21 protein-coding genes and 1 tRNA gene are annotated in these 18237 nt (G+C 70.0%); 9 read left to right on the plus strand and 13 right to left on the minus strand.

Annotated features, from left to right (window positions below; all coding sequences use genetic code 11):
- Positions 1–17: 17 nt before the first annotated feature.
- The 5 genes from ACQFZP_RS09140 to ACQFZP_RS09160 form a co-directional block, all read right to left on the minus strand.
- A complete protein-coding gene (locus ACQFZP_RS09140) occupies positions 18–1709 on the minus strand; it encodes an ABC transporter permease (protein WP_211891123.1) in 1692 nt (563 codons plus the stop codon).
- 19 nt (positions 1710–1728) lie between these two features.
- Positions 1729–2772 carry an ABC transporter substrate-binding protein gene (locus ACQFZP_RS09145; protein ID WP_211891124.1) on the minus strand — a complete coding sequence of 348 codons (1044 nt, stop codon included), beginning with the start codon at positions 2770–2772 and terminating at the stop codon, positions 1729–1731.
- A gap of 33 nt (positions 2773–2805) precedes the next feature.
- Positions 2806–3798 (minus strand): metallophosphoesterase family protein, encoded by a 993-nt coding sequence (locus tag ACQFZP_RS09150; protein ID WP_211891125.1) that lies wholly within the window; start codon positions 3796–3798, stop codon positions 2806–2808.
- On the minus strand, positions 3795–4550 hold the full coding sequence (locus ACQFZP_RS09155) for a tyrosine-protein phosphatase (protein WP_181026887.1): 756 nt from the start codon (positions 4548–4550) through the stop codon (positions 3795–3797). The genes ACQFZP_RS09150 and ACQFZP_RS09155 overlap by 4 nt, the downstream gene beginning before the upstream one ends.
- Before the next feature lie 341 nt (positions 4551–4891).
- Complete coding sequence (locus ACQFZP_RS09160; RefSeq protein WP_211891126.1) at positions 4892–5791, minus strand: MurR/RpiR family transcriptional regulator; 900 nt, start codon at positions 5789–5791, stop codon at positions 4892–4894.
- A 39-nt stretch (positions 5792–5830) separates the two neighbouring features.
- On the opposite strand from ACQFZP_RS09160, the gene ACQFZP_RS09165 reads away from it, so the two are divergent.
- Positions 5831–6811 (plus strand): NAD(P)H-quinone oxidoreductase, encoded by a 981-nt coding sequence (locus ACQFZP_RS09165; protein ID WP_211891127.1) that lies wholly within the window; start codon positions 5831–5833, stop codon positions 6809–6811.
- Positions 6812–6908: 97 nt separating this feature from the next.
- On the opposite strand, the gene ACQFZP_RS09170 is transcribed toward ACQFZP_RS09165, so the two are convergent.
- Entirely contained in the window at positions 6909–7373 is a 465-nt protein-coding gene (locus tag ACQFZP_RS09170; protein WP_211891128.1) for a DUF6892 domain-containing protein, read from the minus strand.
- Between the two features lie 127 nt (positions 7374–7500).
- On the opposite strand from ACQFZP_RS09170, the gene ACQFZP_RS09175 reads away from it, so the two are divergent.
- A complete protein-coding gene (locus ACQFZP_RS09175; protein WP_211891129.1) occupies positions 7501–8121 on the plus strand; it encodes a DJ-1/PfpI family protein in 621 nt (206 codons plus the stop codon).
- Entirely contained in the window at positions 8121–8348 is a 228-nt protein-coding gene (locus tag ACQFZP_RS09180; RefSeq protein WP_104310698.1) for a DUF1272 domain-containing protein, read from the plus strand. The genes ACQFZP_RS09175 and ACQFZP_RS09180 overlap by 1 nt, the downstream gene beginning before the upstream one ends.
- A 79-nt stretch (positions 8349–8427) precedes the next feature.
- On the opposite strand, the gene ACQFZP_RS09185 is transcribed toward ACQFZP_RS09180, so the two are convergent.
- Entirely contained in the window at positions 8428–9477 is a 1050-nt protein-coding gene (locus ACQFZP_RS09185; protein WP_211891130.1) for a 2,3-butanediol dehydrogenase, read from the minus strand.
- A complete protein-coding gene (locus ACQFZP_RS09190) occupies positions 9474–10310 on the minus strand; it encodes an SDR family NAD(P)-dependent oxidoreductase (protein ID WP_211891131.1) in 837 nt (278 codons plus the stop codon). Before ACQFZP_RS09190 ends, ACQFZP_RS09185 begins: the two co-directional genes overlap by 4 nt.
- A gap of 114 nt (positions 10311–10424) precedes the next feature.
- On the opposite strand from ACQFZP_RS09190, the gene ACQFZP_RS09195 reads away from it, so the two are divergent.
- Entirely contained in the window at positions 10425–11033 is a 609-nt protein-coding gene (locus tag ACQFZP_RS09195; RefSeq protein WP_211891132.1) for a TetR/AcrR family transcriptional regulator, read from the plus strand.
- A 115-nt stretch (positions 11034–11148) separates the two neighbouring features.
- Positions 11149–12453 carry an NAD(P)/FAD-dependent oxidoreductase gene (locus ACQFZP_RS09200; RefSeq protein WP_211891133.1) on the plus strand — a complete coding sequence of 435 codons (1305 nt, stop codon included), beginning with the start codon at positions 11149–11151 and terminating at the stop codon, positions 12451–12453.
- A 65-nt stretch (positions 12454–12518) separates the two neighbouring features.
- On the opposite strand, the gene ACQFZP_RS09205 is transcribed toward ACQFZP_RS09200, so the two are convergent.
- Positions 12519–12833, minus strand: coding sequence for a heavy metal-binding domain-containing protein (locus ACQFZP_RS09205; RefSeq protein ID WP_211891134.1), 315 nt, complete (start codon positions 12831–12833; stop codon positions 12519–12521).
- Between the two features lie 115 nt (positions 12834–12948).
- Positions 12949–13527, minus strand: a complete 579-nt coding sequence (locus ACQFZP_RS09210; protein WP_211891135.1) for a hypothetical protein — start codon at positions 13525–13527, stop codon at positions 12949–12951.
- 169 nt (positions 13528–13696) lie between these two features.
- Between ACQFZP_RS09210 and ACQFZP_RS09215 the strand changes: the two genes are divergently transcribed.
- Complete coding sequence (locus tag ACQFZP_RS09215) at positions 13697–13948, plus strand: hypothetical protein (protein ID WP_211891136.1); 252 nt, start codon at positions 13697–13699, stop codon at positions 13946–13948.
- 167 nt (positions 13949–14115) lie between these two features.
- Here the strand turns inward: ACQFZP_RS09215 and ACQFZP_RS09220 are convergent.
- Positions 14116–14188: transfer RNA gene (locus tag ACQFZP_RS09220), tRNA-Arg, on the minus strand.
- Positions 14189–14353: 165 nt separating this feature from the next.
- On the opposite strand from ACQFZP_RS09220, the gene ACQFZP_RS09225 reads away from it, so the two are divergent.
- Together ACQFZP_RS09225 and ACQFZP_RS09230 are read left to right on the plus strand one after the other, a co-directional pair.
- Entirely contained in the window at positions 14354–15643 is a 1290-nt protein-coding gene (locus ACQFZP_RS09225) for an MFS transporter (protein ID WP_258067887.1), read from the plus strand.
- A gap of 252 nt (positions 15644–15895) precedes the next feature.
- Positions 15896–16564, plus strand: coding sequence for an SRPBCC domain-containing protein (locus ACQFZP_RS09230; RefSeq protein WP_211891138.1), 669 nt, complete (start codon positions 15896–15898; stop codon positions 16562–16564).
- A 128-nt stretch (positions 16565–16692) separates the two neighbouring features.
- On the opposite strand, the gene ACQFZP_RS09235 is transcribed toward ACQFZP_RS09230, so the two are convergent.
- Together ACQFZP_RS09235 and soxR are read right to left on the minus strand one after the other, a co-directional pair.
- Positions 16693–16863 (minus strand): hypothetical protein, encoded by a 171-nt coding sequence (locus ACQFZP_RS09235; RefSeq protein WP_179557633.1) that lies wholly within the window; start codon positions 16861–16863, stop codon positions 16693–16695.
- A gap of 198 nt (positions 16864–17061) precedes the next feature.
- Positions 17062–17535 carry a redox-sensitive transcriptional activator SoxR gene (gene soxR, locus ACQFZP_RS09240; RefSeq protein WP_307852804.1) on the minus strand — a complete coding sequence of 158 codons (474 nt, stop codon included), beginning with the start codon at positions 17533–17535 and terminating at the stop codon, positions 17062–17064.
- A 115-nt stretch (positions 17536–17650) separates the two neighbouring features.
- On the opposite strand from soxR, the gene ACQFZP_RS09245 reads away from it, so the two are divergent.
- The gene (locus ACQFZP_RS09245) at positions 17651–18190 is read left to right on the plus strand and encodes a flavin reductase family protein (protein WP_211891139.1); all 540 of its coding nucleotides are present in this window, start codon (positions 17651–17653) and stop codon (positions 18188–18190) included.
- Positions 18191–18237 lie beyond the last annotated feature (47 nt).

Below are 18237 nucleotides of genomic sequence, written 5' to 3' on the forward strand. Positions count from 1 at the left end.
GAGAAGAGCGCCGACCGCTACTTCGGCGCCCTCGTGGCGATGCCGATGACGGTGACGCCGAGGAGCGCCACGATGAGCGACAGCGCCGCGGCGGTGTTGAACGCCCCGGCCTGCTGGAGGTTGAAGATCGCGACGCCGAGCGTCTGCGATCCGGGAGAGAGGAGCAGCACGGACAGCGTCAGCTCGCGCACCGCGGTGACGGCGACGAGGACCGCACCGGAGATCGCAGCGGGCGCCGCCATGCGGCTGGAGATGTCGACGAGCGCGCGCATCCGGCCCGCTCCCCCGATCCTCGCGGCCTCCTCGGCACTCGCCGGGGTGCTCGCGAGTGGCGCCGCCACGGCCTGCACGACGAGCGCCGTGAACGAGGTGACGTAGGAGCAGAGAATCAGCCATGGCGTGTTGAAGAGCCCGATGTGGGGTGCCAGCACGAGCCACGCGACGGCGATGACGATGCCGGGAACCGCCTGCGGCAGCATGGCGAGGGCGCGGAGGGGCCCGCTGCCGCGCATCCGAGTTCGGGTGACGAGCACCGCGATGCCGAGCCCGAGGAACCCGCAGATGAGGGCCGCGAGCACCGCGAGCATGACCGAGTTCGTGGCGCCCTGGATCGCGTTCGTGGAGGTGACGGCTTTCACGACGTTGTCGAGCGTGAGGTTCTCGGGCGCCAGGGCGAGCCCCGGCGCGCGGAGCAGCGACTGCTGCAGCAGCGCGAGCAACGGCAGCACGGTCACGGTGAGCACCAGCACCCAGGTCACGATGGACGCGGGAATGCGCGCCCGCCCGAGCGGCAGGAGCTGCGGCGTGGACGACGACGAGTCGAGCTCCCAACGGCTCTTGCCGATGAGGAAGTCGACGACCAGCGCCGCGAGCGCAAGCAGCAGCAGCACGACCCCGATCGTCGCGACGACCGCAAGCGGCTCATCCACGGTCCCCGACTGCAGGTAGCGGTAGACGAGCGTCGCGAGGGTCGTGTACTGCTCGGGCAGTCCGATGATCGAGGGGATGCCGAAGTCGGCGAGGTTGCCGACCGCGACGAGCACGAACGACGACAGCAGGGCGGGCCGAAGAAGGGGAACGGTGATCGTGAACACGCTGCGGGCGGGGCTCGCCCCGGCGATGCGCGCGGCCTGCTCGAGGTCGGACGGCACGCGGCGCAGGGCGGCCGAGACGATGAGCATCGCGATGGGGTAGCTGTGCACGGTGAGGAGCAGGATGACGCCGTCCGCGCCGTAGATCGACCACAGCGGACCGCCGAACGCCTGCGACCACCAGAGGTTCACGGGGCTCGTCGGCCCGGCGATGCCGAGCCACGCGATCGCGCCGACAAACGGGGGCACGAGCAGCGGGGTGAGCGCGAGGAGCCGCAGGCCGCGGCGTCCCGCCAGGTCGGTGCGGTCGAGCAGCACCGCGAGCGCCGTGCCGATCACCACGGCGCCGAGCGCGGATGCGCCTGCCGACACTAGGCTGTTCGTCGCGGCCTCGACGACGTCGCCCTGCCAGAGGACGTGCAGCTGCGAGCCGCCGGCGGCGAGCACGAGGATCGCGCCGATCGGCACGAGCACAAACGCGGCGACCGCGACCCAGAGGGCAAGCGACAGGCCGTGGACCCCATCCAGCCAGGAACGCGCAGTCTTCCGGACCGCCGCCGAGGCGGCACCGCTGCGTTCAGCGGCACCGCCCCGGGGTGTTGTGAGGGTTGCGGTCATGAGAGGAGCAGCGCCGTCATCAGAGGAACAGCGTGCGGAACTTCTCGACGGCCGCATCCTGGCTGGCGCGGATGGTCTCGAGCTCCGGGGAGAGGATCGTGATCTCGTCCATGGAGGGGGCGCCCTCTGGAGTTCCGACGTCCTCGCGGACGGGCAGGTACGACTGGCTGACGGCTAGCTCCTGGCCGTCAGCGCTCACGAGGAAGTCGACGAACGCCTTCGACGCGTCCGCCTCCTGGGTGTCGGCGAAGATGCCGACGGGCTGCGACACGTAGGGCACTCCCTCGGTCGGGTAGGACACCGCGATCGGCGAGCCCTGGGCGGCGAGCTCGCGCGCCAGGTAGTCGACGACGATGCCCACGGGCTGTGCGCCCGTCGCGATGGCCTGCGAGACGGGGCCGTTGCTGTCCGCGATGACGGGCTTGTTGGCGGCGAGCTTCGTCATCCACGCCTCACCGAGCGCTGGCTCGTCGAGCCACACGGCGGCGTTGTAGGCGGCCGCGCCGGAGACGTCCGGGTTCGGCATGACCAGCTTGTTCGCGTACTCGGCGTCGGTGAGCTCAGCCCACGACGTCGGCGGCTCGCTGACGAGGCCAGTGTTGTAGGCGATGACGGTCGGGATGATGCGCGTGCCCGTGTAGTAGCCCTCCGGGTCGACGATGTCCTGATTGAGCGACTCGACGTCGGCCGGCGAGTACTGCAGCAGCAGATCGTCGGCCGCGTAGTCCTCGAACGTTCCGGCGTCTGCCGCGAGGAAGACGTCGGCCTGCACGCCGCCGGAGGCCTGCTCGGTCGCGACTCGCGTCGTGAGGTCGCCCGTGCCCGCACGGAACACCTCGACGGTGACCTCCGGGTGCACCTCGTTGAAGGCGGCGACAAGCGCATCCGCCTTCTCCTGCGGCTCTGACGTGTAGAGGGTGATGGTGGCGGCTTCCAGCGTGGACTCCGCCGATGGGCTGGCGTCACCGCTGGCGGCGGTGCTGGGGGAGCTTGCGCAGCCCGCGAGGAGGACCCCGGCGAGGCCGAAGGCCGCGAGCGCGGCTGGGGTACGGAGAGAGTTCATGATGACCTAACTGTTCGAGGAGAGCGGGTCTGTTCAGGAGGAGACAGGTGAAGGTTGAGACGTGGTGGGGGTGGGGGTGAGAGTGAAGAGCGGGGCCGGATGCTCGACGCCGACGCTGGAGGTGCTGGCGCCGTCCGCGCCGAGGTGCACCAGCGAGAACATCGAGCGGTCGAAGCCGCTCACCGTGCCTGGCTCGGCGTCCATGACCTGGTGGTAGACGAGCGCCGGCCCCGCAGAGACGTGCACGCCGCGCATCGTGGCGGACAGCGGATGGTGGAAGTGCCCGCACAGGATCGCGCGAACGTCGGTGCCCTCGACGATGTCGAGGAAGTCTGCGGCGTCGCGGAGGCCCGCCCGCGCCAGCATCGGCAGCGGGGACCCGAGCGGCGGGTGGTGCATGACGACAACCGTCCCCGAGGGCGCGAGGGAGCTGGAGCTGCCAGTGCCGGTGCCGGCGCTGGTGCTGGTGCTGGTGCCGGTGCCGGCGGGCAACCTCAGCTCGGCGTCGAGCCACGCGAGCTGCTCCGCCCCCAGCGACCCCGTGGACGAGTCCAGCAAGACGAAGCGCCACGCACCGACCCGCACGGCGCGGGGCGAGGCGTCCTCCGCGCGCGCACCCACCGGCGCCCGATGACCGGGGAGGATGCGAGCTGCGGCCCTCTCGTCGTGGTTGCCGAGCACCGAGAGCACTGGCACACCCCACGAATCCTCCAGCTCGAGGAGGGCGTCGCGAAGGGCCGGGTAGGCGGCCGCGTTCCCGCGCTCGATGAGGTCGCCGCTGATGACGATCGCATCGGGTTCGAGACCCGCGGCGCGCGCGTAGTCGCTCGCCGCGCGCATCCGCGTGATGCCGTCGACAACCCCGTAGAGGGATGCGACAGCGGTTGCGTGCACGTCGCTCAGGTGGAGCACCGTCGTGCGACGCGACCCCGACGGGCGCGGACCGTCGGGCGTGACGCGACCCGCGGGGTGGACGAGGTCGGCAGGATGGGCGAGGTCGACGGGATGCGCGAGGTCGGCAGTCATGACGCGGCCGTCGTGGTGGGCGCGACCGAGGGGGCGCGCGAAGTCGAGGAGCCCGACTCGACCGACGGGGCGAGCGCGCTCGCCGTGGTCCGGCCGGACTTGCCGCGCAGGGCGTGCACCTGATCGTCGGTGAGGCCATGCGAGCGCAGGTACGCTTCGGCGCCGCCGAGCTCACGGATGATGTCGAGTGCATGCTCGAGCGCTTCCGGCGGACTGTCGAGATGGAGGCGGAGGATCTCGTCGCGCTGATCCGACGGGTACGCGTCGGCCACGGCGAAGGCGAACGCCTCGCGGACGGAGCGGACCGCGGCCCCGGAGAGCGCATAGTCGCGCACCACGTCGGCTTCGCTTGCACCGCCCACGAGCTGCGCGAGAGCGACGACGAGCCCCGTGCGGTCCTTGCCGGCGGTGCAGTGCACGAGCACGCCGCGCTCGGCGTTGGCGAGCACGGCGACAGCCTCCGTGAGCGCCCCGCCGCGACGCCGAAGGAGCGTCTCGTAGATGTCCTCGAGACGGCCCGCGACTGGCGGTTCGCTTCCGTAGAGAGGGACCTGGCGCACCTGGACGCCGTGGGTGCGGTCACCAGACTCGGCGCGCTCCCGGAGGTCGAGGATGAGCTCGACGCCCAGCGCCCGCAGCGCTGACTCACCGTCGGCCGAGAGCGCGTCCGGGGAGCCAGCGCGCACGATCCACGGCGAGTTCGCGTCAGCTGCGCGGGCGTTGAACAGCCCGTCGATCTCGATTGCTCTCACGAGCACCTCCCGTTGCGTTTCCATCACTTGCCTCGGTTCCAAGCACCGGGGGAGCATCCGTTACACGGATTCCGTACGGCTTGGAACGTCGTTACATCGGGAGTGTGTCGAGCGAGGGTGAACGCGCGGTGACGGGCGTCGAGCGAGCGGATGAACGCCGCGAGGCGAGTTCGCGAGGCGGCGACTCAGACGTCCGCCGGCACCTGCACGACCGCCAGCAGCAGGTGGTCGCCGCAGTGCAGCAGGAGGCGGTCGCCGCAGTCCAGCAGCAGGTGGTCGCCGCAAGTGCAGCCGCAGTCCAGCAGCAGGTGGTCGCTGCAGTGCAGCCGCAGGCGGTCGGCTCAGTCCTCGGAGAGCGCGTCGGCCACCACGTGGCGCATCCCGACGGCCGCGTCGTCACCGAGCACCTGCCCCAGCGTGGAGTGCAGCGTGTGCAGCACGACGGTGTGGCCGAGGCGCGCGAGGAACGGGTCGATGTCGTGCGCCGTTCCCGCCGGCCCCGTCGTCACGACGATGTCAGCGACCCGCCCAAGCGGCGAACGGGCGTAGCTCGTGATGAGCACCACGGCCGCCCCCTGCGCCCTGGCGGCCTCCGCCGCGCGCAGCGATTGCACGTTCGCGCCCGAGTAGCTGAGCGTCAGGCACGCGTCGCCGCTGGAGAGCGACCGCACCGCGAACTGCTGCGCGAGCGCATCCACCGGGGCCTCGACGGAGTGCCCGAGGGTGCTGAGGCGCATCGCGAAGTCCTGCAGGGGCGGCCCCGAGAACCCGCTGCCCACGAGCACGATGCGCCTGGCACCGCGAAGGGCGGCGACGGCCGCGGCGATGCGTTCCGGGTCGACGCTGTCCTGCGCGAGCCGCACGGCGTCGATCGCATCGTCGAAGGTGCTCGCCTCCACCGACTGCGCCTGCTCTCGCGGCGCGAGCGAAGCGGAACGCGCGAGGTCGAGCCGCAGGTGCTGGAAGCCGCGGAACCCGAGACTCTGACACGCACGGATGACGGTGGCCGTCGACGTGCCAGCGGCGTCCGCGAGCTCAGCCGTCGACCATTCGACCACCTCGTCGGGTCGCGTCAGCACCATCTGCGCGACCTTGCGCTCGCTGGGCCCGAGGGCGGCGGATGCGGCGCGCACGCGGGCGAGCACGCTCAGCTCCGGCCGCGCCACCGAACCGCCCCGCACCGACGCGTCCTCGCGCCCCGACTCGGGAGGGAGGCCTGACGGGGTGGGGAGGCCTGACATGTGAGGGAGTATAGGGGCCCGCATGAAACACTGACCCCCATGCGCGCAATCACGGTTCCAACGCCAGGCGGGCCGGAGGCCCTCATCCTCTCCGAAGTCGACGAGCCGATCCCCGGGCCCCTCGAAGTCGTCATCGACGTGGCCGCCGCCGGCTTGAACCGCGCCGACGTCGCGCAGCGCGAAGGCAAGTACCCGTCACCGGCCGGGGCACCCGACTGGCCTGGCCTCGAAGTGAGCGGAACCGTCGTCGCCGTGGGGGCATCCGTCACGGCGTGGAAGGTCGGCGACTACGTCGTCGCGCTCCTGCCCGGCGGCGGCTACGCCGACCGCGTCGCCGTCGACGAAGGGCTCGTGCTCCCCATGCCGAAGCGCGTCGACCTCGTCGAAGCGGCCGGCCTCCCCGAAGCAGTCGCCACCGTCTGGTCGAACCTCTTCATGAGCGCGCAGCTCAAGGCGGGCGAGACCCTGCTCGTGCACGGCGGCACCAGCGGCGTCGGCACCATCGCCATCCAGCTCGCGGCCGCCCTCGGCATCACCGTCTACGCGACCGCCGGCACCGCCCAGAAGGTCGCCACGACCGAGCAGCTCGGCGCGACCCGGGGCATCAACTACCGCGACCAGGACTTCGTGGAGGTCATCGCCGACGCCACCGACGGTCGCGGCGTCGACGTGATCCTCGACCTCGTCGGCGGAGACTACCTGGCGCGCGATGTCGACGCCCTCGCCACCAACGGCCGCATCATGGTCATCGCGGCGCAGGGCGGCAACGAGGCCACCATCAACGTCGGGCGCCTCATGCAGAAGCGCGGCCGCATCTGGGGAACGACCCTCCGCGCGCGCCCACTCGAAGAGCGGCGCGAGATCATCGCGCAGGTGCGCGAGCACGTGTGGCCGCTCGTCGAAGCGGGCAAGGTGCGGCCCCTGCTCGACACCGTCGAGACCCTCGACTTCGCGCACCGGGCCCACCGGCGCATGGAGTCCGGCGAGCACGTCGGCAAGATCCTCCTCGCCGTGCGCTGACCGACGCGCTGAGCGGCGCGCCGGTCACCAGCGACAGACGAGTGCGCGCCGCCCCGAAGCTGCTGACCGGCGCGCACCTGCCTTCGCCAACCGGCGCTCAGAGCAGCTGCGCGTCGATGCCCTTCCGGCGAAGCCCGTCGAGAACCTCCTCGTCGACGCCGAGAAGGGTCATCGCCGACAGGTTCGGGAAGTGGCGGGTGTCGGTGAAGTCGGTGATGTCGAAGGTCGAGTCCTCGCCGCTCCACTGCGGGGCGATCTCCATGTAGATGTCGTTCCCGCCGTCCTGGAACAGCTCCTCGACAGCCGGCGCGAACTCGGTCGGCACCGGCAGCGACCGGAAGTACTCGAGCACCTCGGGGATCGGCTCCGAGATCTCCTTCGACAGGTCCACCTCCCGGTCCACGTGCTCTTCGAGGAAATCGGTGAGCACGAACTGGGGCGTCAGCAGCTCCTGCTCGTACATCAGCTCCTGGATGACGGCGAGCTTGAAGTTGAGGTCCGCGAAGTCGATCGCGTCGCTTGGCAGGTCGCCGGCGGGCTGGGTCTTGGGGGAATCGCTCATGCGAAACATGCTGGCGGAAGCAGTTGAGCGTCAGCCGAGACCCCCAAGGGCGGGGTTGTGGTCGCTTCGTTCGTCGCCAGACGACCACAACTCAGCCCTCGGCGTGGAAGTCCGGGAGAATGGCGTCATGCCTGAAGCGAAGCGCCGCGTCACCGTCGTCCTGTTCGAGGGGTTCGAGCTCCTCGACGTGTTCGGCCCCGTCGAGCTGTTCCGCATCGACCCGTCCCTCTTCGACGTCGAGCTCATCGCCCCACAGGCCGGCCCGGTCCGCAGCTCGCAGGGTCCGGAGGTCATCGCCACGAGCGCGTTCGCCGACGCGGCGAGCCCCGACATCGTGTTTGTCCCGGGCGGGCAGGGAACGCGCCCGCTCGCCACCGACCCCGAGTTCCTGGCCTGGCTTGGGAGGTGGGCAGCGGATGCGAGGCTCGTGACCTCCGTCTGCACCGGTTCGGCGCTCCTCGCGGCGGCCGGCCTGCTCGACGGGTTCCGCGCGACCTCCAACAAGCGGGCGTTCGCGTGGGCATCATCGCAGGGCGCATCCGTCGACTGGGTGCCACAGGCCCGCTGGGTCGAGGACGGGAACCGGTGGACGTCCTCCGGCGTCGCCGCCGGCATGGACATGACGGCCGCTATCATCGCCGCGATCCACGGGCCCGAGGTCGCGACCACGCTCACCGACGCCGCCGAGCTCGAGGTGCACGCCGACGCGAGCTGGGACCCCTACGCAGTGAAGAACGGGCTCGCCTGATGGCCCTCGAGCTGCGCCCGAACTGCGAGCGCTGCGACGTCGACCTGCCCCCGCACGCCGAGGCCTACATCTGCACTTTCGAATGCACGTGGTGCCGAGACTGCGTCGGCACGTTCGCCGGTCGAGCGTGCCCGAACTGCGGCGGCAACCTGGAGCGGCGACCCGTGCGCCCGGCATCGAAGCTCGCCGCGAACCCGCCGAGCACGGTCCGCGTGCACGGCGGGTAGCGACAGGTATTGCGGGAGGGCGTAAGGAGGGCGCAGGGCAGCGCCGGGAGAGCCTCCGCACGCCGAGCCTCGCGTCTGCCTACGTGCGCACGAGCACCTTCATGCCCTCGCCCGAACGCAGGCGCTTGATGGCCCCGACCACGTCGTCGACGGGCACGTCATCCACCCATCCGTCGGCCGTGTATCCGCCGGCCGCCATTGCCGCGATCACCGCGTCGAAGTCGCTCTGCAGGTAGGCGAGGGTGCCGACGATCGCGGTCTCCCCCATGACCAGCTGCGTCGGCAGGAAGTCCATGGGCCGCTCGTGGATGGCGACGACCACGACCCGACCGCCCGGCGTGAGGTTCGCGAGCGAGGCGGCCACGGCGGGCCCCACCCCGGCCGCGTCGAATGCGACATCCACGCCGTCCCCGCCCGTGAGCTCCGCGACGCGAGCCGACAGGTCCTCCTTGGTGGGGTCGACGAGGTTTGACGCCCCGACTCCGGCGATCGCAGCCCGGCGCCCCGCACTCGGCTCCGAGACGATGACCGTCTCCACACCCTTGGCCCGCAGCGCGAACCACACGCCGATGCCGATCGGACCGGCACCCGAGATGAGCGCCGTCTGCCCCGCCTGCACATCGCTCTGCTCGACCGCGTGCCACGCGACCGCCATCGGCTCGACGAGCGCTCCAAGGCGCAGATCGACGTTCTCGGGCAGCACGTGCAGCTTCGTCGCATCCACCGTCGTGAACTCGGCCATGCCGCCGCCGTGCGACGAGAGGCCGTGGAAGCCGATCTTCGTGCACACGTTCGGCTTGCCGCGACGGCAGGCGGCGCACTCGCCGCACGCGTAGATCGGCCAGACCGCAACCCGGTCGCCGATCTGAACCGAGTCGACGCCCTCCCCGAGCTCGACCACGGTTCCCGAGAACTCGTGCCCGAGGATCTGCGGCGGCATGGACCCCGTGACGGGGTGCGGATGCTCGAAGTCGAGCCCCGAGGATTCGGGCGCGTAGTAGACGTGCAGGTCGGAGCCGCAGATGCCGGCGTACGCGCAACGCAGCTTCACCTGGCCGGGGCCGGGCGTCGGCTCGGCGACCTCCTCCACGCGAACGTCCTCCTTGGCGTGGAACACTGCCGCCTTCATGCGAGGAACTTCCGCAGGTCGGGGTAGCCGGTCGTGGACCAGGCACCGTCGACGACGAGGTTGTCGCCCGAGATGTACGAGGCGTCGTCGCTCGCGAGGAACAGGGCGGCGGATGCGATCTCCTCCGGCTGCGCTGCGCGCCGGAACGGGATGCGTTCGTCGTACGCCTCCTGCACCCCGGGGAGATCGGTGAGGCCCTTCGTGAGCGGCGTCGCGACGAGGCCAGGCGAGACCGCGTTGACGCGGATGCCGTGCTCGCCGAGCTCGAGCGCAGCCTGCTTCGTGAGCATGACGGCGGCAGCCTTGGACGCGGTGTAGCCGACCCCGAAGTGCATCGGCACCAGCGAGTTGAGTGACGCGACGTTGACGATCGCGCCCGGCTTGCCCTCGGCGAGGAACTGCCGGGCCGCCAGGCGGGTGCCGTTGAAGGCGCTGTAGAGGTTGAGGCGGACCGTGAAGTCCCAGTCCTCGAAGGAGATGTCGGTGAGCGTGCCGGAACGCGACCCGCCCGCGACGTTGAAGAGCGCATCCAGCGTGCCGAACTTCTCGACCGTCTCGGCGACGAGCCCTGCGAAGTCGTCCTCGTCGGTCACGTCCGTGCGGCGGCCGACGACGCTGGCGCCGAATGTCTCGCCCGCCGAGGCGACCAGCTCGGCGTTGATGTCGGCGACGACAACCGACGCGCCTTCCGCCACGAGCCGTTCCGTGATCTTCGCGCCGATGCCAGAGACCCCGCCCGTGACGATCGCGACCTTGCCGGCGAACCGGCCGGCGCTGGTCCCGGCGCTGGTCCCGGCGCTGCTCGCTGTGCTTGAGCTTGCTCCTTGTGACATTGCTCACTCCGTTCTGCCCGCCCTCGTTGGCGAGCCCCTTCACCATACGCCCGCTATCAGTCACCTGTCAGATAGTTTGCCGAGAAGGAGCCACGCACCCCATAGGGTTGGCGAATGGACCCGCGTCAGGCACGAACCCGCTCGGCCCTCCGCGCGGCGATCTACGAGCTCGCGGCCGCCCAGCCCATCGCCGACGTGAGCGTCGCCCAGGTCGCCAGGGCCGCCGGCATCACCCGCGACACGTTCTACCGTCACGCGACCACCCCGGAGCACCTCCTCGCGGACTTCCTCGGGGAGGAGATCGACGCCCTCATGGCCCCGATCGCGAACCTGCCAGCCACGAGCGGCACCGAGCTGAGCGTCTTCGACGAGCCCGAACGCGAGCTCCTCCGGCACGTCGCCCGCCACGCGCAGATCTACCTCAATGCCATGGCGCCTCGCCTCACGGGGCCCGTGCGCGACACCCTCGTCGACCGAGTCGAGGCGGGCCTCCTCACCCACCTCGAGCGGCACCCCGAGATCGCTCCGCCAGCACAGCCCGGCATCGACGACGAACGGCACCGCCGCATCCTCGTCGCCTACGCCGGCAGCGGCACCGTCAGCGCCATCGAGGAATGGCTGCGCTCGGGCGAGCTCGGCGACGTGGACGGGGACGTGGACGCTGCAGCAAGCACCATCATCGCCGCGTCACCCGACTGGTGGCTCGGACGCTCACGTTCGTAGGCGACATCGCCGCACCCGCTCAGTTGTTTCGCGATGGTGGCAGCAGGCTGGGAGTTGCGTGACCATGACCCGGTCGCGGCTCCCTCGACAGCGACTGGCGGATAGCGTCGCTCTGATGACCCCCACCCCGAACGGCGCCGCCCAGCCAGCACCGCAGTCAGCGACGACACCGCAGCCGACACCGAAGCAGCAGCCGACGCTCACCACCTACCGAGTGCTGGTCATCGGGGGTGGCAACGCTGGCCTGTCCGTCGCGGGCCGACTCCAGCGGGCCGGCGTCGACGACATCACCGTCGTCGAGCCGCGCGAGAACCACGTCTACCAGCCGCTCCTCTCGCACGTCGCCGGCGGCACCGCGAAGGCGAGCCAGGCCGCGCGACCGCAGGCCGACGTGATGCCGGACCGCGTGACGCTCATCCGCGACGCCGTCGCCTCGGTCGACCCGGAGACGTCGTCGCTCGTCCTCGCATCAGGTCGAAGCATCGGCTACGAGCACCTCGTCGTCTGCCCCGGCGTCGTGCAGGACTGGGATGCGATCCCCGGCCTCCAGGCCGCGCTCGGCACCCCGAACGTCGCGTCCAGCTACGAGATCAGCCTCGCCCACAAGACCTCCCGGATGCTGCGCGAACTGCAGCAGGGAACGGCCGTGTTCGTTCAGGCGCCGGAGCCCGCGTCGTTCGGCGGCGCGATCCAGAAGCCCATGTACCTCGCCTGCGACTACTGGCGATCCCGGGACGTGCTCGACCGCATCCGGGTCGTGCTCGTGCTTCCGGATGCGACGCCGCTCGGCGTGCCCGCGATCGACCGCGAGCTCGAGCGCAAGATCACCGAATACGGCATCGAGGTGCGCCGCGAGGCACAGCTCACCGAGGTGCTCGGCGACGCGAAGACCGCGGTCATCGAGACCGCTGGGGAACACCGCGAGCGCATCCCCTACGACGCCCTCATCGTCGAGCCGCCGCAGCGGGCTCCCGAATGGATCGCCGAGGCCGGACTCGCAGGCGCTGAGCTCGCCTACCCGACCCCCGAGATGAGGAGCGAGCGCGGATTCGCGGACGTCGACACGCACACGATGCGGCACCACCGGTTCCCGAACGTGTGGTCGCTCGGCGATGCCGCCGTGTCGCGCAGCCAGCGCTCCGGGGGTGCACTGAGGAAGCAGACGAAGGCGCTCGCCGAGAACCTCGTGAGCGTGCTCCGCGACCAGGCCCCGGAGAGCGACTACGACGGCTACACGGTCGCCCCGTTCACAGTGTCGCGCTCGAGCGTCGTCTTCGGGGAGTTCGACGACACCCTCAAGCAACGGCCGAGCATCCCGTTCTGGAAGGGCCTCGCCCGCGAGCGCCGCCTCACGTGGGTGTTCGACCGCCACGTGCTGCCCTGGGTCTACTGGAACCTCATCCTGAAGGGGCGGGCGTGACCCCAAAGCCTCGAGGCTGCGCGGCCCGTGACACGTAGCTCGTTCAGCCCACCAAGCCGGTGGCCTCAGCGGATGACGACGGCCGTCCCATAGGCCACGATCTCCTGAAAGTTCTGGTCGATCTCGTTCGAGTCGTACCGCATCGCGACGACGGCGTTGGCGCCTGCCGCCTCGGCTGCCGACTTGAGGCGCTCGACGGCCTCCGCGCGCGCCTGCTCGAGCTGGGTGGTGAGCCCCTTCAGCTCCCCGCCGCCGAGCGACTTGAAGCCCGCCGCGAACTGGGCACCGATGTTGCGAGAACGCACGGTGAGGCCGGAGACCTCGCCGATCACGCTCGTGATGGAGGATCCGGGAACGTCATTGGTCGTCACGATGATCATGGGCAGAGGATAGCGGGCAGAGACGCCCCGGCATAGGCGCGCGGAGACAGCCGGTCAGGTCCAGGCGTGCGGGCCGACGCTGACGTCCGACCCGTGCAGTCGTAGCCTGACCGGGCTAGGTGCGGGGCGCCCAGTCGACCCAGTCGTAGCCGACGTCGTCGCAGGCGTCATCCGCATCGTCGAGCGCGTCATCCACCGTGCCGGAGTCTGGGTCGGCGGCGTGCGTCCGCGCAGCATCCCAGATGAGCCAGTCGTCGCGGTCTGAGGCTCGCCCCGTGAACGTGAAGACGAGATCGCTGATCGCCTTCTTGACCTCCGGGTCGACCTTCTCCGCGTCACGTGCAGCGAGCAACTGGTCGACGGCCGCCGTGAACTGCGCCTGCTTGTCCGCATCGCCGTCGTAGCTCGCGCCATCGGCCGAGAGGGAGAACATCGCATCCGTGGCCGCGTTCGCATCCTGGCACACGAGTGCGTCGCCCTCGAGGGCGTCGGCGACGGGGAACGTCGTGGGGGCTGGCGTCGCGGGCGTCGCTACCGCCGATGAGGATGCGCCCGTTGAGGACGCGGCCGTCGAGGGCGCGCTGGGCGAACCGGAGCCTTCGGCGCCGATGCGTTCCGCGAGCGTGCATCCGCTCAGCAGCAGCGCAACAGCAAGCGCGCCGACAGCGCCGACAGCAGGTGATGATCTACGCACAGTCACGAACTCCCCCGGAGTGATCTCGAATACCGACTCCAACCATACGAGGCACACTCTGAAAGACACGGGATCGGCGTCCAACCTGTGGAGAGAGCGGAACCGCGGAAGGGTCAGCGCCTCTGGAAGTGCAGCGTTGCGGAATGAACAGGTGTGCCAGGATCACCCCATGAAGCCCTTGCTCATCGCAGCAGCAGTCACCCTCGGAGTCGCGCTCGCTGCCCTCGCGCTCGCAGCAGGCCTCCGCACCGACGACCCCGCGGCGGCCGAGTTCCTCGTGGGCCTCGGATACCTCGGCCTGATGCTCGCGCCCGTCAGCGCCCTCGCAGTGCTGACCGTCGGCAGCATCGCACTCGTGCGCACCGCGCGCCGCGACGCGGCGGCGAACTCCGAAGCGCTCCGGACCACCGGGCGCGGGTGACTCGCGGGGCCGACTGACTCGCGGGTCCGAGGCGACAGACAGGAGACGTCAGGCTGGGCCCACCAGGCAGAATGCAGCAGGCGACAAAAAAGGCCCGCTTTCGCGAGCCTTTCCTGCATCTGTCTCAACACAGAGCTGTGTACCCGAACTGTGAAGCTCTTGTACTGTGCGCCCGAAGGGATTCGAACCCCTAACCTTCTGATCCGTAGTCAGATGCTCTATCCGTTGAGCTACGGGCGCCCGGTGTTTCGCTTGCGCGATTGACCAGGGGATAGCTTACACACGACCCGACCGGTCCGCAAACCCGGCGGGTCGCAGGACATTCGGGCGAGCTGACGAACGATGCGCGCGCACCCATGCAGGCGCACAACGCCGACCCGAAGTCCCCGGAGTACCCTCGAACGAGTGACGCCCGACCGCACCAACACCCCGAAGCCCCCATCCACAGGCAACCCCTGGCTCGGTCACCTCGGCGGGTCCCGCGACTACCGGCGCATCCAGCTCGCGATGCTGTGCGCCGGGTTCGCGACGTTCGCGCAGCTGTACGCCCCGCAGGCGCTGCTGCCGGAGATCTCGACGACCTTCGCCATCGACCCCGCGACCGCCGCCCTCATGGTCTCCATGGGCACCCTCGGCGTCGCCATCTCGGTGCTGCCGTGGTCGATCGCCGCCGACCGGATGGGTCGCGTCCGCGCCATCACGATCTCCATCTCGAGCGCCACCATCCTCGGCCTGCTCATGATCCTCATGCCAAGCTTCGAGCTCGCCCTCGTGCTTCGCCTCCTCGAAGGCATCGCCCTCGGCGGCGTCCCCGCCTGCGCCATCGCCTACCTCAACGAGGAGCTCCACCCCACCGCGGCGGCCGGCGCCGCCGGCACGTTCGTCGCCGGCAACACCCTCGGCGGACTCGGCGGCCGAATCGTGCCGACCCCCGTCGCCGAGCTCCTCGACTGGCGGCTCGGTCTCCTGACGGTGTCGCTCATCTCCGTCGCCATGGCCGTGCTCTTCATCTGGCTCATCCCCAAGCCCCGCGGATTCGCACCACTCGCGAAGAACGCAGGCGGCACCCTCGGCGCGAGCATCGGCCGCGCCTGGAAGGCCATCACCGCCCACCTCTCCAGCACCAGGATGCTCGGGCTCTTCGCGCAGGGATTCTTCCTCATGGGCGGGTTCGTCGCCGTCTACAACTTCCTCGGCTTCCACCTCACCCAAGCCCCCTACTTCCTGCCCGTCTGGCTCGTGTCGCTCGTCTTCGTGACCTACCTCGCCGGCTCCTTCTCGTCGCCCTTCATCGCCCGCCTCGCCGGCCGCCACGGACGCAAGCTCGTGCTTCTCGCATCCACCGCCATCTCCCTCGGCGGGCTCGCCCTCACCCTCTCGCCGCAGCTGTGGCTCGTCATCACGGGACTCGCGATCTTCACCGCCGCCTTCTTCGGCGCCCACTCCGTCGCCGTCGGCTGGGCAGGCGCCTACCCGAGCCGAGGCCGCGCCCAGGCGACAGCCCTCTACAACCTCGGCTACTACGGCGGCTCCAGCATCTTCGGGTTCCTCGGCGGCGTCTTCTTCCAGCACTTCGACTGGCCAGGAGTCATCTGGATGGTCGGCGGGCTCACCATCATCGCCGGACTGCTCGCACTCTTCCTCCTGCCGTGGAAGGGTGAGACGGCGGCAACCCAGGCCATCCGCGTTCCCTGACGCACCGGACCCACCCCGCACGACCCGCGGCGTCGTCGCACGCCCGCAACCGCAACTTCACGTAATCGTCACAGCGAACCCCGCGCCGAGCCTGCAAAGGTATGCGCCGGGGTGCGACCCTTGAGGGACGGGATGCGTGCCCACCTCGCACGCCCGCACCCTAGAAGACAAGGCGCCCCAGACCCCGCCGCCCGCAGCTCATCACCCTCACCCCCGCAGCTCAACCCGCGCCGACACACAGAAGGAGGGCACATGACCACGACGCCCGCCTCCACCAGCACTCCGACGTTCGACGGCGCCGGCCAGCTCGCCGCCGTCGCCCGCTCGGTGCGGATGCAGGAACTCGACGGCCACGACGGCTTCGTCATCACCCTCACACAGACGTTCACGGCGAAGCGCAGCTCGCTGTGGTCCGCCGCAACCGAGATCTCCCGTCTCGCACAGTGGTTCGCCCCCGTCGACGGGAGCCTCCGCCAGGGTGGCACCTACCAGATTCAGGACAATGCCCACGGGCACATCACGGGATGCCACGCCCCCGACTCGTTCACTGCCACGTGGGAGTACGACGGCGAGCACTCCCACCTCGAGGTTCACTTCACGAAGGTCGACGAGACCCACGCGACCCTCGCACTCGAGCACCACTCGCCAACCGACGAGGAGACGTGGCCGAAGTTCGGGGTCGGCGCGACGGGAGTCGGCTGGGACCTCAGCTTCGCGAGCCTCGCCCACCACCTCGCGACGGGTGCAAGCGTGCCCCTCGAGACCACCGCCTGGGTGCAGACGGACGACGCGAGCACGTTCCTCGTGCTGAGCGCAGAAGCATGGGCGGATGCATCCATCGCCGCGGGCTCAGACGAGGCGGACGCCCGCGCCGCACAGAAGCGCACCACGGACGCTTACCTCGACGGCCTCAACAGCTGAGACCAGGCTCCGTCACCACGCGCAGTCACCAGGCACAGTCAAGTCGACTCGCTGAGCCTGACGAGCTGGCTGCGTCCGCTGAGAGTGCGGAGCTAGCCGCGCCGTAGCCTCCTCCGGACCGCCGCGCTCTACGCCGTGAAGAGCTTCAGCTCGTCGGCAGTGAAGTAGTTCTGCGTGACGGCGCTGATGAGCACGAGGTACTTCTCGCGCTTCTCGTCGTAGGACGTGACCGTCCCCACGTTGCCGGTCATCGTGTCCCCCGTCACCTGCACGGTGTCACCGATCTTGAACTCAGCCATGGTCTCTCTCCTGTTTGCTGTTCCGGCTCTCTGCCGTCCCGGCTCTGCGCCGGTCCTTCGAACGATATTCGCGACCACCGACACCAGCCAGTCTCGCGCGTCACTTCCTGACGTGACATTTGTCACGGAACGGCGGTCCCCCACGATCGCGGACCCCTTTCCAGCGGAAGCGGCGCGCAAGCACTGCAACAGCCCGCTTCAGTCCAGCCTGCGCGGACCGGATCCGTCGCCCGCGAGGGCATCGTCGGGGTTGAGGAGCCCACACGCCTTCATCGACAGGCAACCGCAGCCGATGCACCCCATGAGCTCCTCCTCGAGGCGCTCGATGCCACGCCGCCGCTCCTCGAGCGTGCGCTTCCACCGCCCGGAGGCCCGCTGCCAGTCCTCCTGGCTCGGGGTCGCGTCACGCGGCAGGTCCGCGAACGCATCCTGCACGTCCGAGAGCGGGATGCCGAGGCGCTTCGCCACCGAGATGAGCGAGACGCGGCGGATCATGTGCCGCGCGTACCGGCGCTGGTTGCCCGCAGTGCGCACCGCCGCGATGAGCTCGAGCTCTTCGTAGAAGCGCAAGGCGGATGCGGCAACCCCGGTGCGTCGCACCATCTCACTCACCGTGAGCAGCTCGTCGGAGGGCAGGGGCGACCCCTGTGTGTCCTTGCGTGTCTCGCTCACAGTGAAATCCCACCGCTCGAATTGACTTCAACCCTACTTGAGGTTCTAGCCTCGAAGACAGAACGCACACGCAACTCCGATCCCCGTCCTTCAGCGAAGGCAGAGAGCCGATTCGATGACAGATCCCGCCCCCAAGGCAGCAGCTCAAGCGGCATCGGCCCAAGCAGCACTGGCCGACGAATTCAAGACGGCCTTCCGGGAGCATCCCGCCGCCGTGGCGATCATCGCCGGGCAGACCGCCACCGGCCCGGTCGGACTCACCGCGTCGAGCGTCAGCTCCGTCGCCGTCGACCCGGCCACCCTCTCGTTCTCGGTGACCCGCGCAACGGGCAGCGCGGGAGGCCTCCTCGAGGCGGGCGACATCACGGTGAACCTCCTCAGCCTCGACCAGGAGACGCTCGCCCTCGACTTCGCCCGAAGCGGTGCCCCGCGCTTCACGCCGGAGCAGGGGTGGGAGCACTTCCCCACCGGCGAGCCGTACCTCCCCCAGGCGCGGGAGACGCTTCGGTGCCGCATCGCCAGCACCGTCAAGGTCGGCGGCTCCACGATCGTGCTCGCCGAGGTACTCGAAGTGCTTCACGGCAGCAGCACCCCGCCGCTCATGTACCAGAACCGTCGCTTCGGTCGCCTCGACGCGTCGTCCTTCGACCAGTAACGCTCGCGCGAACAGCCACCACGAACCACTCCACGAAATCCGACAGA

The sequence above is a fragment of the Pseudoclavibacter sp. Marseille-Q434 genome (genome assembly GCF_050315415.1).
Classification (GTDB): Bacteria; Actinomycetota; Actinomycetes; order Actinomycetales; family Microbacteriaceae; genus Pseudoclavibacter.